Genomic DNA, 14,186 nt, shown 5'->3' with positions numbered 1-14,186 from the left:
TTGTCGGTGGTGAAAGTTGCAAGCCTGGCCTGAGTGTGGGAAGGCGCACGGCCCGCGTCTAGTCAAAACAATACATACGCCGATAGCCTGGGGTTATAGGTCGCTACGAGTAAAATCGCCCATGTCGCCAGGAGCTTTGCGCCAGAGCCATTTGAGTGGAAAGTCGGCGTAGGCGCAATATCCTGAAAGCCCGCTGAAAACAGGGCGTGACATAACCCAAGGCTATCGCCTTATCTCAAGTTTTGATTGGACGGTTATCAATGGGCCTTCGATAGTGCTCGTCAGAACCGATCATCAACCTCGACGAGGTGCCCCATGGGTGAGCTTTGGAATGGACCGATCATCGACGCCCATCATCACTTCTGGGACCCGTCGATCAATGGCCATCCCTGGCTGGCGCCCGAGGCCAACATCCCGTTTCGCTACGGTGATTACAGTGCGCTCAAGCGTCGCTATTTTCCTGAGGATTACTTCGCCGATGCCGGTCCTCATGATGTGGTGAAGACGGTGTATATCGAGACCGAATGGGACCCGCAAGACCCGATTGGCGAAACCCGCTTCATCGAACAGCTGGCGGCCCGCTACGGCGTACCGAATGCAATCGTCGCCCAGGCCTGGCTGGACCATCCCGACGCCATTGCGGTAATGACCGAGCAAGCGAGTTACAAGTGCGTGCGCAGCGTTCGCCACAAACCCGGCGGCCCGACCACGCCGGCGCAGGTAGGCCATGTGCGCAGCCTGATGAGCGACGAGCATTGGCGACGCAGTTTCGCTGCACTGCAAGGCCTGGGGCTGCACTTCGATTTGCAGACACCGTGGTGGAACTTGCACGAAGCCGAACGATTGGCCCGGGACTTTCCCGGCACCACGCTGATTCTCAATCACGCCGGGTTGCCGAGCGACCGCAGTGCCGAGGGCCTGGCGGGTTGGCGTCTGGCGATGGCGCGGCTGGCCCAATGGCCGAACGTGCAGGTGAAAATCTCCGGCCTTGGGCAGCGCGGCCAGGCATGGCGCGCCAAGGACAATGCCTGGATCGTGCGCGAAGTGATCGCGATGTACGGTCCCGGTCGAGTGATGTTCGCCAGCAACTTTCCAGTGGACGGGTTGTGCGGCTCATTCAATGACATTTACAACGGTTTCAAATCCATTGTTGCCGATCTGCCGCGGGCCGATCAGGAGCGACTGTTCTACAGCAACGCGCAGCGGGTCTATCGTTGCGAGCCTTGCGCCATCGACCGGACAGGGCCAGAACCCTTGAGGAGTGAAGCATGAACAAGACAACCATCGCCATGGTCCTGGGTGACCCGGCGGGCATCGGCCCGGAACTGATCGCCCGCCTGCTCGGCGAGCCCGAAGTGCGCAGCCAGGCCAATGTGATTCTGATTGCCGACGAGGCGGAAATGCGCCGTGGCATGCGCATCGCCGGGACGGAATTTCCGTATCGTCGCGTCGAGTCTCTGGACCAGTTGGACTTTGACGATGACACGCCGCTGTTCTATGACTTTCGTGGCGACACCATTGGCGAATTTGCGCGCAGTGAAGCCAGTGTCATCGGCGGCCGCTACAGCCTCGACACCCTGGAAAAGGCCTTGCGCCTGACCGAGGCCGGCGCTACCGACGCGGTGCTGTTCGGGCCGCTCAACAAGACCTCATTGCACATGGCCGGCATGGCCCACAGCGACGAGCTGCACTGGTTCGCCGAGCTGCTGGATTTCCATGGACCGTTCTGCGAATTCAACGTGCTCGATAACCTCTGGACTTCCCGGGTGACGTCCCACGTCGCCCTGGCCGATGTGCCGGGCATGCTCACCCAGGCGCGGGTAGTGGAGGCGATCCAACTGATTGACACTGCGCTCAAGCGCAACGGCCTGGAGAAACCGCGCATCGGTGTGTGTGGGTTGAATCCGCACAACGGCGATAACGGCTCGTTCGGGCGCGAAGAGCTGGACATCATTGGCCCGGCAGTTCGCTCGGCCCAGGCGCTGGGGATTGCGGCTGAAGGCCCCTATCCCGGCGATACGATTTTCCTCAAGGTGCAGGGCGATGCCAGTGCCTTCGACGCAGTGGTGACCATGTATCACGACCAGGGACAGATCGCGATCAAGTTGATGGGGTTCTCCCGTGGCGTGACGGTGCAAGGCGGGTTGCCGATCCCGATTACCACGCCGGCCCACGGCACCGCGTTCGATATCGCGGGGCAAGGCAAGGCGAATGTCGGAGCGATCCGTCAGGCGTTCGAGATTGCCTGCCGGATGGGGGCCAACAGCTACTGACACCCGGTCTCTGAAACAACACCAATCCTTTGTCCACCCTGGACCCTGTAGGAGCTGGCTTTCCAGCGAAGACGGCCTGACAGCCACATATGAGGTGACTGTCAGACCGCTATCGCGAGCAAGCTCGCTCCCACAGGAATTGCTGGCGCTGCCCGCTTTTTCTGATCAACGCAAACCCCCTGTAGGAGCTGGCTTGCCAGCGAAGGCGGTCTGACAGACACACACAAGGTGACTGTCAGACCGCTTTCGCTGGCAAGCCAGCTCCTACTTTTTTTGTGTGGTGTCTGATAACCCGATCTAGCGGATAACCGGTTTTTGCTATCACCCCAGGTTATCGCCGGATACGCATAAGTGATTATCCGTCACCCCCAGGCGCTGGCTAAAGTCGCTCCATCGAATGCCCGGACCGGCCCGTACGAGCGGCTCCGCGCAGCGACCCGACAACTACAAAAAGCCGGCAGCGCAAGGAACTGTATTCATGAAAATCAAAGCCATCCGAACCCGCGTTTTCGAGTGGAAAGGCAAAGTCGTCCCCCCGCAAGCGCACTTCTGCACCAATGCCAGCGACATCCTGTTCGAACGCGGCGACGCCATGGGCTCGTTCCGTTTCCATGGCTGGCTGGTGGTGGAAGTCGAGACCGACACCGGTCTTGTCGGCATCGGTAACTGCGCCCTGGCGCCGCGTGTGGCCAAGGAAATCATCGACACCTACCTGGCACCGATCGCCATTGGCGAAGACCCGTTCGACAACGAATACATCTGGCAGAAAATGTACCGTCAGAGCCACGCCTGGGGCCGCAAAGGCATCGGCATGGCGGCGATCTCGGCGATCGACATCGCCATCTGGGACATCATGGGCAAAGCCGTGAACAAGCCGGTGTTCAAACTGCTCGGCGGGCGGACCAAGGAAAAGATCTGGACCTACGCCTCCAAGCTCTACGCCAACGACAACCTCGACCTGTTCCTCGAAGAAGCCCAGGGTTATCTGAACCAGGGCTTCACCGCGCTGAAAATGCGTTTCGGCTATGGACCGAAGGATGGCCCGGCGGGCATGCGCAAAAACATCGAACAAGTGCGGGCGCTGCGTGAACTGGCCGGCCCGGACATCGACATCATGCTCGAATGCTACATGGGCTGGACCCTGGAATATGCGCGCCGCATGTTGCCAAAACTGGCCGAGTTCGAACCACGCTGGCTTGAAGAACCGGTGATCGCCGACGACATCGAGGGTTATATCGAGCTGAAGAAAATGGGGATCATGCCGATCTCCGGCGGCGAGCATGAATTCACCTCCTACGGCTTCAAGGACCTGCTGGAACGCCGCGCCATCGACGTGATCCAGTACGACACCAACCGCGTCGGCGGCATCACTGCCGCGCGCAAGATCAACGCCATGGCCGAAGCCTGGTCAGTACCGGTGATCCCGCACGCCGGGCAGATGCACAACTACCACCTGACCATGTCCACCACCGCCTCGCCGATGGCCGAGTTCTTCCCGGTGTTCGATGTCGAGGTCGGCAACGAACTCTTTTACTACGTGTTCAAGGGCGAACCACAACCGGTCAACGGCTACATCCAGCTCGACGACAACAAGCCGGGCCTGGGCCTGGAAATCTCCGATGAGTACCTCGGCGACTTCAACATCATCGAGTGATCCTGTGGCGAGGGGATTGCCTCGCCACACATCCACGACTTTCTGGAGGGCCGGACATGCGCCTGATTCAATATGAAAACACTGCCGGGGAGCGCCAGGTCGGTCTCGTCGAAGGTTCCCAGGTCCAGGTAGTGCGCGACACCCGCAGCACCCGTGCACTGGCACTCGCGGCGATCCGCGCCCAGCGCAGCCTGCAAGAAGAGGTCGCCCAGCGCGGCACCGAGCCCGGCCCGGATTACGCGCAACTGTTGCAACAGGGCAACGTCCTGCCGCCGCTGGACCACGAAGACCCGGCCCATTGCCTGATCAGCGGCACTGGCCTGACCCATTTGGGCAGCGCCTCGGCGCGGGACAAGATGCACCAGCAGGACGGAGCGGTCGAAGCCGGCATGACCGACACCATGCGCATCTTCAGATGGGGCCTGGAGGGCGGCAAACCAGCGGCCGGCCAGGTCGGTGCGCAGCCGGAATGGTTCTACAAGGGCGATGGCAGCATCGTCGTGCGCCCCGGCGCGGACTTCCCGGTGCCACCGTTTGCCGAAGATGCCGGCGAAGAACCGGAGCTCACCGGTCTCTATGTGATCGGCGACGACGGCCAGCCGTATCGGGTCGGTTTTGCCCTGGGCAACGAGTTCTCCGACCATGTGATGGAGCGGCGCAATTACCTGTACCTCGCCCATTCGAAACTGCGCTTCTGTGCCTATGGCCCGGAACTGCGGGTCGGTGAACTGCCCAGGCACCTGGCGGGCACCAGCCGCATCACGCGCAACGGTGAAACGATCTGGGAACAGGAGTTTCTCAGCGGCGAAGACAACATGTGCCACAGCCTTGCCAACCTCGAATTCCACCACTTCAAATACGCGCAGTTCCTGCGTCCGGGCGATGTCCACGTGCATTACTTCGGCACCGCCACGCTATCGTTTGCCGACGGGGTGAAAACCCAGCCGGGGGATCGCTTCCAGATCAGCCTCGATGAGTTCGGCGCAGCGCTGGAAAACGGCATCGGCGAAAGCGCCCAACCATTGGCCATCGGCCAGGTGCGCACACTCTGACCCCTTGTAGGAGCGAGCTTGCTCGCGAAGGTCGTACAGGCACAGAAAATGTGTCGGATGTACCTCTTTCGCGAGCAAGCTCGCTCCTACAGGGTCTGCCATCGATCAAGGAAATGCGAAATGACCACGCTACTTGGACACAACTACATCGGCGGCCGGCGCAGCGCCAACGGCACCCTGCAGCTGCAAAGCCTCGACGCGACCAGTGGTGAGCCGCTGCCCGGCAGCTTCTTCCAGGCGACCGAAGCCGAAGTGGATGCCGCCGCCAATGCTGCCGCGGCTGCCTACCCGATCTACCGCAACCTCAGCGCGGAAAAACGTGCGCAGTTCCTCGACGCCATTGCCGATGAAATCGATGCCTTGGGCGATGATTTCGTCGCCATCGTGTGCCGCGAAACCGCGTTGCCGGCCGGGCGCATTCAAGGTGAACGCGGGCGCACCAGCGGGCAGATGCGCCTGTTCGCCAAGGTCCTGCGCCGTGGTGATTTTTATAGCGCGCGGATTGACCGGGCGCTGCCGGATCGTCAGCCGTTGCCGCGTCCGGATTTGCGCCAGTACCGCATCGCCTTGGGGCCGGTCGCGGTATTTGGCGCGAGTAACTTTCCCCTGGCATTTTCCACCGCCGGTGGTGACACCGCTTCCGCGCTGGCCGCCGGTTGCCCGGTGGTATTCAAGGCGCACAGCGGCCACATGGCGACCGCCGAATGGGTGGCGGATGCAATCATCCGCGCTGCCGAACGTACTGAAATGCCCGCTGGCGTGTTCAACATGATCTACGGCGGTGGCGTCGGTGAATGGCTGGTCAAGCACCCGGCGATCCAGGCCGTGGGTTTCACCGGTTCGCTCAAGGGCGGCAATGCCCTGAGTCAGATGGCCGCGTCCCGCCCGCAGCCGATCCCGGTGTTTGCCGAGATGTCGAGCATCAACCCGGTGTTCCTGCTGCCCGAAGCTCTCGCCGTGCGTGGCGAACAGATAGCCGCGCAACTGGCCGGTTCGGTGACCCTGGGTTGCGGTCAGTTCTGCACCAATCCGGGGTTGGTGATCGGCCTGCGCTCTCCACAGTTCAGCACCTTTGTCGAAACGTTTTGCGCCAGCATGAACCAGCAACCGCCGCAGACCATGCTCAACGCCGGTGCGCTGGTCAGCTACAGCAAAGGCCTGGGCGAGCTGCACGAACATCCGGGACTGACGCATCTGGCGGGCAAGCCACAACAGGGCAGTCAGGCTCAACCGCAGGTGTTCCGGGCGGATGTCAGTCTGTTGCTCAAGGGCGATGAACGGCTGCAGGAAGAGGTTTTCGGACCGACCACCATCATCGTTGAAGTCGAGGATAGGGCGCAGCTGACGGCAGCGCTGCAGGGCCTGCGCGGGCAACTGACGGCGACGTTGATTGGCGAGGCCGGGGAGCTGCCGGAGTATCGCTGGCTGGCGGAATTACTGCAGGAAAAGGTCGGGCGGATTCTGCTCAATGGGTATCCGACCGGGGTCGAGGTGTGCGAAGCGATGGTGCATGGCGGGCCGTATCCGGCGACGTCGGATTCGCGAGGGACATCGGTGGGGACCCTGGCGATCGACCGTTTCCTGCGGCCGGTGTGCTTCCAGAATTATCCGGATGCGTTGTTGCCGGAGGCATTGCAGGATGCTAATCCGCTGGGGATTCGGCGGTTGGTGGATGGGGAGATGAGTGACCTGCCTTTGTAATTGTCGGTGCCAGAGCTGACGCTTTCGCTGGCAAGCCAGCTCCTACAGGATGGGGTATTGCTCACAAATTTTGTGTACGACACCAATCTCTGTAGGAGCTGGCTTGCCAGCGAAGGCGTAATCGACAGCACCGCATCACTGCCGGGCAACCACCTTGGAAGCCTTCACCACAGCCGGCTTCAACACCATCCACAACGCCGCCGCAATCAACACCCCGCCATAAATATGCGCCATCGACAACGGCTCATCCAATAACAAGGCCCCCCACAACACGCCAAACGGCGGAATCAGGAAGGTCGTGGTCATTGACTTCACCGGCCCGACCGAGCTGAGCAGGCGGAAGTAAATAATGTACGCCAACGCGGTACATACCAGCCCCAACCCCAGCAACGACAGCCAGACACTCCAGCCGCCCCAGCTCGCAGGCGGTTGGCTGATCACGCTGTAGCCAAACAGCGGCAGCAACAACAGCGTCGCGCCCAGCATGCTGCCCAGCGCCGAAAGACGGCTGTCGAGACCGCCGGCCTGGTCGAGCCAACGGCGTGCGAGGAACCCGGCGAAACCGTAGCAGGTGGTGGCGAGCAGGCAGGCGAGGGCGCCCATCAACAGGTCCATGTCGAACGCCACCGGCCCGGCCCGGGTCAGGATGCCGACGCCGAACAGGCCGAGAAATACCCCGCCGACCTTGGCCGCGGTGAGTTTTTCATGGAAGAACAGTCCGCCGATCAACACCCCCATCAGCGGCGTCGTGGCATTGAAAATCGCCGAGTAACCGGCGGGCAGCACTTGGGCGGCGACGGAATAGAGGGTCGCGGGAATCCCGGAGTTGATCATCCCCAGCAGCATCACCGTCTTGAGTTTGCCTTTGAAGTCCCAGCTGATGCGCATCAGGCCCAGGATCACCAGCAACCCGGCGGCCGCAATCGACACGCGGAAAAAAGCCGTGGGCACCGTGCCAATCACGGGGGCGATGATGCGCATGAACAGGAAACTCGCCCCCCAAATGGCGGCAAGTGCCAGCAAACGCAGAGTATCGACGAGGTTCACAGCGGTTTCCTTCCATGATTGGCGCGCAAGTGTCGCGCCAGTCAGGGTACAAGGCAATGGTTGCGTTGCGTCACACAGGGCCACTAAGCTCAGGCTCCAACGATCAGCATCAGCCGCCGAGGTTTTACCTATGCCGCAGCATTGGCCAGCCGCCGACATCGCCCGAATGATCCTCGACGGCTTTGACGATTACCGCGAGCATTTCCGTCAGATCACCGACGGCGCCCGAGCCCGATTCGAACAGGCCAAGTGGCAGGAGGCGCAAATCGCGTCGGCTGCACGGATCAATCTGTACGAAGAAAAAGTCGGCGAAACCGTGGCGCGACTGCGCAGCGCCTTCGACGCCGACACGCTGATGGACGACAGTTGCTGGCCGCTGGTCAAGAGCGCCTACATCACCCTGATCGACCTGCGCTTCGACGATGAGTTATCCGAGACCTGGTACAACTCGATCTTCTGCGGGCTGTTCAGCCACGACCTGATCAGCGATGGCTGCATGTTCATCCACACCACCCGGCCCAGCCTGCGCCGGGCACGTGCCGCGCAAACCCGCACCTATAAACCTCAAGGCCAGCTGTCGGGCATGCTCGCCAGCGTTTTCGCCGATTACCGCTTCAGTGAGGATTACGCCGACCTGCCCGCCGACCTGCGCCGTCTCGAAGCGCAATTGCGCGAGAACCTGCCGGACTGGGTGTGCAAGGACCCGGAGCTGAGCGTCGAGCTGTTTTCCTCGGTGCTTTACCGCAACAAGGGAGCGTACCTGGTGGGGCGCATCTACACCCAGGACGAGCAGTGGCCCTTGGTGATTCCGCTGCTGCACCGCGAAGGCCGCGGGATTCAGATCGATGCGTTGATCACCGATGAAGCGGACGTGTCGATCATCTTCTCCTTCACCCGTTCGTATTTCATGGTGGATGTGCCGGTACCGGCGGAGTTCATCGGTTTCCTCAAGCGCATCCTGCCGGGCAAGCACATCGCCGAGCTGTACACCTCGATCGGCTTCTACAAACACGGCAAATCCGAGTTTTACCGGGCACTGATCAATCACCTGGCCAACACCGACGATCAGTTCATCATGGCGCCCGGCGTACGCGGCATGGTCATGAGCGTGTTCACGCTGCCGGGCTTCACTACCGTGTTCAAAATCATCAAGGACCGCTTCTCGCCGTCGAAAAACGTCGACCGCGCCACCGTGATCGAGAAGTACCGCCTGGTGAAAAGCGTCGACCGGGTCGGGCGCATGGCCGATACCCAGGAATTCGCTGACTTTCGTTTCCCGTTGAGCAAATTCGAGCCGGCGTGCCTGGAAGAATTGCTCGAAGTGGCCGCGTCCACGGTGTCGGTGGAGGACGACACGGTGCTGATTCGTCACTGCTGGACCGAGCGGCGGATGACGCCGCTGAACCTGTACCTGGAACACGCCAACCCGGCGCAGGTGCGCGAGGCGCTGGAAGATTACGGCCTGGCGATCAAGCAGCTGGCGGCGGCGAACATCTTTCCGGGCGACATGCTGCTGAAGAACTTTGGCGTCACCCGCCACGGGCGTGTGGTGTTTTATGACTATGACGAAATCTGCTACCTGACCGAGGCCAACTTCCGCCATATCCCGCAACCGCGTACCCCGGAAGATGAAATGGCCTCCGAGCCGTGGTATTCGATCGGACCGCTGGATGTGTTTCCCGAAGAGTTTCCACCGTTTCTGTTTGCCGATGCCGGGCAGCGCAAGTTATTCGATCAACTGCATGGCGAGCTGTACAACGCCGATTACTGGAAAAGCCTGCAGGAGGCGATTCGGGCCGGCAAGGTGATCGACGTGTTCCCGTACCGCCGCAAAAGCCGAGATAACGAATAACCCGCACCCCCCTGTAGGAGCTGGCTTGCCAGCGAAGGCGGCCTGACAGACACCTCCACTGTGCCTGTCACACCGCAACCCCCTGTAGGAGCTGGCTTGCCAGCGAAGACGGCCTGACAGACACCTCCACTGTGCCTGTCACACCACAACCCCTGTAGGAGCTGGCTTGCCAGCGAAGACGGCCTGATAGTCACCTACGATGTGACTGACGCATCGCCTTCGCCAGCAAGCCGGCTCCTACAATAGTCCTTCAAATCTGCGACAATCCGCCCCCTGCGCCACTAGACGACTTATTGCGTACCTGATGACTGACGAATCGCCTTCCATCGACAAACTGCTGAAAAACCTCGATCACGCCATGCTCGCCGACCGCCACCGGCTGCGGCGGCAGTTGCTCGAGCTGCGCAAGAAACCTGACGAGGCCAAGCTGGCCCAGTGGGCGGCGCGCCTGCAAGCGTCCTGTGATCAGGTGCTGGCGCGGCGCGCCAGCCTGCCGGTGGTGCGTTACGACGACAGCCTGCCGATCGCCGCCAAGCGCGATGAAATCAAGGCGGCGCTGCTCAAGCATCAGGTGCTGATCATTGCTGGCGAAACCGGTTCGGGTAAAACCACCCAGTTGCCGAAGATCTGCCTGGAAATCGGTCGCGGCCAGCATGGCCTGATCGGCCACACCCAGCCCCGCCGGATCGCTGCGCGCAGCGTGGCCAGCCGGGTCGCCGAAGAACTGGGCACGCCGTTGGGCGCGCTGGTCGGCTATCAGGTGCGGTTCGAGGATCAGAGCGATGCCAACACCCTGATCAAGCTGATGACCGACGGCATCCTGCTGGCGGAAACCCAGAACGACCGCTACCTCGAACGCTACGACACGATCATCGTCGACGAAGCCCACGAACGCAGCCTGAACATCGACTTCCTGCTCGGTTACCTGAAAACCCTGCTGCCCCGTCGTCCGGATCTGAAAGTCATCATCACCTCGGCGACCATCGACCTGGAGCGTTTTTCCAAGCATTTCGATGATGCGCCGATCGTCGAAGTCTCCGGGCGCACTTTCCCGGTAGAGACCTGGTATCGCCCGCTGACCCTGGAGCAGGACGAGGAGGGCAACCGCGTCGAGGATGACTTGACCGTGGATCAGGCCATTCTGGCCACCCTCGACGAAATCGCCGCGTTCGAACGCAGCGAGCGCAAGAGCCCGGGCGATGTGCTGGTGTTCCTGCCCGGTGAGCGCGAGATTCGCGACGCCGCCGACATGTTGCGCAAGGCCCAGCTCAAGCACACCGAAATCCTGCCGCTGTATGCACGCTTGTCGCCGGCCGAACAGCAGCGGATTTTCCAGTCGCACCCAGGCCGGCGCGTGGTGCTGGCGACCAACGTCGCCGAAACCTCGCTGACGGTGCCGGGCATTCGTTACGTGATCGACAGCGGCACCGCGCGCATCAGTCGCTACAGCTACCGGGCCAAGGTCCAGCGCCTGCCCATCGAAGCCATTTCCCAGGCCAGCGCCAACCAGCGCAAAGGCCGTTGCGGGCGGGTCGAACCGGGCATCTGCGTGCGGCTGTTCAGCGAAGAGGACTTTATCGGTCGTCCGGAATTTACCGACCCGGAGATCCTGCGCACCAACCTGGCGGCGGTGATCTTGCAGATGCTGCACCTGCGCCTGGGCGAGATCACCGATTTCCCGTTTATCGAGCCACCGGATGGCAAGGCCATCAGCGACGGTTTCAACCTGCTGCAAGAACTCTCGGCAGTGGACCGCAACAGCCAGTTGACCCCGCTGGGTCGTCAACTGGCGAGACTGCCGGTGGACCCGCGCATGGGCCGCATGCTGCTGGAAGCGGCGAAGCTCGGCAGCTTGCAGGAAGTGCTGATCGTCGCCAGCGCCATGTCGATCCAGGACCCGCGCGAACGTCCGCCGGAGCGTCAGCAAGCGGCGGATCAGGCCCACGCGCAATGGAAGGACGTGGACTCGGACTTCGCCGGGCTGGTCAACCTGTGGCGTGGTTTTGAAGAACAGCGCCAGGCGCTGACGGCGAGCCCGTTGCGCAACTGGTGCCGCAAGAATTTCCTCAATTACCTGCGCCTGCGCGAGTGGCGCGATTCTCACCGGCAGTTGAGCCTGATCTGCCGCGACATGCAGCTGAGCCTCAATAAAGAGCCGGCGGATTACCCGAAGCTGCACAAAGCCGTGCTCTCGGGCCTGCTCAGCCAGATCGGCCAGAAAACCGAAGACGGCGACTACCTCGGTGCCCGTCAGCGCCGCTTCTGGATTCACCCGTCCTCCGGGCTGGGTAAAAAGCGCCCGCAATGGTTGATGGCCGCCGAACTGGTGGAGACCACCAAGCTTTATGCGCGGATGGTGGCCAAGATCGATGCCGACTGGATCGAGCCGCTCGCCGGGCACCTGATCAAGAAAAACCACTTCGAACCCCATTGGGAGAAGAAGCGCGGCCAGGTCGTGGCGTTCGAGCAGATCACCTTGTTCGGGCTGATCGTGGTCGGTCGCCGGCCGGTGCACTATGGGCCGATCGATCCTGTGACGTCCCGTGAGTTGTTCATTCGTGAAGGCTTGGTGCGTGGCGAGATCCAGTCCCGGGCCAGATGCCTGACGGCGAACAAAGAACTGTTGGAACAGCTCGACGAACTCGAAGCCAAGGCGCGTCGCCGGGACATTCTGGCCGACGAAGAAACCCTGTTCGCCTTCTACGACGCGCGACTGCCGGCCGAGATCCACCAGACCGCGACCTTCGACAGCTGGTACCGGGTCAACAGCCAGAAAGATCCACAGCTGCTGATCATGCGCGAAGAAGACGTGCTGGCCCGCGAGGCCAGTGAAGTCACTGCTGCGCATTACCCGGATACCTTGCACATCGGCGATCTGGAACTGGCCCTGAGTTACCACTTCGAGCCCAACCATCCACGCGACGGCGTCACCCTGCGGGTGCCCGCGCCGCTGTTGCCGATGCTGCCGCCGGAACGCCTGGAGTGGCTGGTGCCGGGCGTGATCGAGGCCAAGTGCATTGCGCTGGTGCGTAACCTGCCCAAGGCCCTGCGCAAGAACTTCGTGCCGGTGCCGGACTTCGTCAAGGCAGCGCTGCAGCGCATGACCTTCGCCGAGGGCTCGTTGCCGCAGGCGTTGGGTCGTGAATTGCTGCGCATGACGGGGGCGCGGGTCAGCGATGAAGCCTGGGCCGAAGCGGCGCAGCAGGTCGACAGCCATTTGCGGATGAACCTGGAAATCGTCGACGGCCAGGGCAAGTTCCTCGGTGAAGGCCGGGACCTGGCCGAGTTGACCGCGCGCTTTGCCGAGGCGAGCCAGGCGGCGTTGGCCGTGCCGCAAACCGCGAAAAGCCAGCAGCCGGTGGAGGCGAAAGTCTTTGCCGCCGTCGCTGAGAAAACCCAGCAGAAGATCGCCGGGCTGTCGATGACGGTGTATCCGGCGCTGGTGGAGGAGAGCGGCACGGTCAAGGAAGGGCGTTTCTCGACGCCGGCCGAAGCCGAGTTCCAGCATCGCCGGGCCTTGCAGCGCTTGCTGATGCAGCAATTGGCCGAGCCGGCGAAGTTCCTGCGCGGCAAGTTGCCGGGGCTGACCGAACTGGGCCTGATGTACCGCGACATGGGGCGTATCGACAGCCTGGTGGAAGACATCCTGCTGGCCAGCCTCGACAGCTGCATCCTCGACGGCGAAGACCCGCTGCCGCGCGATGGCGCTGCACTGGCGGCGCTGGCCGAGCGCAAACGTGGCGGCTGGACCGAGCACGCCGAGCGATTGGCGAAGCTGACGCTGGAGATTCTCAAGCACTGGCACGGTCTGCAGAAGCGCTTCAAGGGCAAGATCGACCTGGCGCAAGCCGTGGCCCTGAACGACATCAAGCAGCAGCTCAGTCATCTGGTCTATCCGGGTTTCGTGCGTGAAACGCCGATGCAGTGGCTCAAGGAACTGCCGCGTTATCTCAAGGCCATCGAGCAACGCTTTGAAAAACTCGGCGCCCAGGTGCAGAAGGACCGGGTCTGGAGCGGCGAGTTGTCCGGGCTCTGGAGCCAATACCAGACCCGCGCCAACAAGCACGCCCAGGAAGGCAAGCGCGACCCGCAGCTGGAGCTTTATCGCTGGTGGCTGGAGGAATACCGGGTGTCGTTGTTCGCCCAGCAGTTGGGGACCAAGGTGCCAATCTCCGACAAGCGCCTGGGCAAGCAATGGACCCAGGTCGAACCCTGACACGCCCCCCTGCAGGAGCTGGCTTGCCAGCGAAAGCGGCCTCAAGCCTTGCATCGCCCACGAAGACGCCTTCGCCAGGCCGGGCTCCTACAGGGATTGGCGTTGACCACTCTCCATCTGCATACCGGAGATCGTGTAGGAGCTGGCTTGCCAGCGAAAGCGGCCTCAAACCTTGTATCGCCCACGAAGACGCCTTCGCCGGCAAGCCGGGCTCCTACAGGATTTGCGTGTTGCGGGTATTCTCGCAAAAGGCGCCAAAACCCCAGGTTTATGGCAAACTTCGCGCCTATAAACGCCAGTCCCGCAGTTTTCAGCCTTCACGGGCCCGGGCGGATCGGAATAAAGCGATGCCAGGTTGCCCTGGAGTAGACCCTTTGCGTATTGGTACGTC

General features: G+C 62.0%; 8 protein-coding genes. 7 read left to right on the top strand and 1 reads right to left on the bottom strand.

Annotated features, from left to right (window positions below):
- Positions 1-315: 315 nt before the first annotated feature.
- The 5 genes from ELQ88_RS26420 to ELQ88_RS26400 all read left to right on the top strand — a co-directional run bounded on the left by ELQ88_RS26420 (position 316) and on the right by ELQ88_RS26400 (position 6,680).
- Positions 316-1,272, top strand: a complete 957-nt coding sequence (locus ELQ88_RS26420) for an amidohydrolase (RefSeq protein ID WP_138968717.1) — start codon at positions 316-318, stop codon at positions 1,270-1,272.
- Complete coding sequence (locus ELQ88_RS26415; protein WP_138968716.1) at positions 1,269-2,273, top strand: 4-hydroxythreonine-4-phosphate dehydrogenase PdxA; 1,005 nt, start codon at positions 1,269-1,271, stop codon at positions 2,271-2,273. Before ELQ88_RS26420 ends, ELQ88_RS26415 begins: the two co-directional genes overlap by 4 nt.
- A 478-nt stretch (positions 2,274-2,751) precedes the next feature.
- Entirely contained in the window at positions 2,752-3,927 is a 1,176-nt protein-coding gene (locus tag ELQ88_RS26410) for an L-rhamnonate dehydratase (RefSeq protein ID WP_128872047.1), read from the top strand.
- 56 nt (positions 3,928-3,983) lie between these two features.
- The gene (gene araD1 / locus ELQ88_RS26405) at positions 3,984-4,979 is read left to right on the top strand and encodes an AraD1 family protein (protein WP_138968715.1); all 996 of its coding nucleotides are present in this window, start codon (positions 3,984-3,986) and stop codon (positions 4,977-4,979) included.
- Positions 4,980-5,099: 120 nt separating this feature from the next.
- On the top strand, positions 5,100-6,680 hold the full coding sequence (locus ELQ88_RS26400; protein WP_138968714.1) for an aldehyde dehydrogenase (NADP(+)): 1,581 nt from the start codon (positions 5,100-5,102) through the stop codon (positions 6,678-6,680).
- A gap of 135 nt (positions 6,681-6,815) precedes the next feature.
- Here ELQ88_RS26400 and ELQ88_RS26395 read toward each other — a convergent pair whose 3' ends face one another.
- Positions 6,816-7,727 (bottom strand): DMT family transporter, encoded by a 912-nt coding sequence (locus ELQ88_RS26395; RefSeq protein WP_138968713.1) that lies wholly within the window; start codon positions 7,725-7,727, stop codon positions 6,816-6,818.
- A gap of 130 nt (positions 7,728-7,857) precedes the next feature.
- Here ELQ88_RS26395 and aceK point away from each other — a divergent pair, with 130 nt between their 5' ends.
- Positions 7,858-9,579, top strand: coding sequence for a bifunctional isocitrate dehydrogenase kinase/phosphatase (aceK, locus tag ELQ88_RS26390; protein ID WP_138968711.1), 1,722 nt, complete (start codon positions 7,858-7,860; stop codon positions 9,577-9,579).
- Between the two features lie 304 nt (positions 9,580-9,883).
- The gene (hrpA, locus tag ELQ88_RS26385) at positions 9,884-13,795 is read left to right on the top strand and encodes an ATP-dependent RNA helicase HrpA (protein WP_138968709.1); all 3,912 of its coding nucleotides are present in this window, start codon (positions 9,884-9,886) and stop codon (positions 13,793-13,795) included.
- Positions 13,796-14,186 lie beyond the last annotated feature (391 nt).

Origin of the sequence: Pseudomonas sp. MPC6 (assembly GCF_006094435.1) — a bacterium.
In the GTDB taxonomy this organism is placed as follows: Bacteria; Pseudomonadota; Gammaproteobacteria; order Pseudomonadales; family Pseudomonadaceae; genus Aquipseudomonas.
This window is presented reverse-complemented; position numbering and strand designations above follow the sequence as displayed.

What these genes read in the sequence shown, in the direction of transcription:
- ELQ88_RS26415 (WP_138968716.1), top strand. Translation starts at nt 1,269, where the DNA reads ATGAACAAGACAACCATCGCCATGGTCCTGGGTGACCCGGCGGGCATC.
- aceK (WP_138968711.1), top strand. Translation starts at nt 7,858, where the DNA reads ATGCCGCAGCATTGGCCAGCCGCCGACATCGCCCGAATGATCCTCGAC.
- hrpA (WP_138968709.1), top strand. Translation starts at nt 9,884, where the DNA reads ATGACTGACGAATCGCCTTCCATCGACAAACTGCTGAAAAACCTCGAT.
- ELQ88_RS26410 (WP_128872047.1), top strand. Translation starts at nt 2,752, where the DNA reads ATGAAAATCAAAGCCATCCGAACCCGCGTTTTCGAGTGGAAAGGCAAA.
- ELQ88_RS26420 (WP_138968717.1), top strand. Translation starts at nt 316, where the DNA reads ATGGGTGAGCTTTGGAATGGACCGATCATCGACGCCCATCATCACTTC.
- ELQ88_RS26400 (WP_138968714.1), top strand. Translation starts at nt 5,100, where the DNA reads ATGACCACGCTACTTGGACACAACTACATCGGCGGCCGGCGCAGCGCC.
- araD1 (WP_138968715.1), top strand. Translation starts at nt 3,984, where the DNA reads ATGCGCCTGATTCAATATGAAAACACTGCCGGGGAGCGCCAGGTCGGT.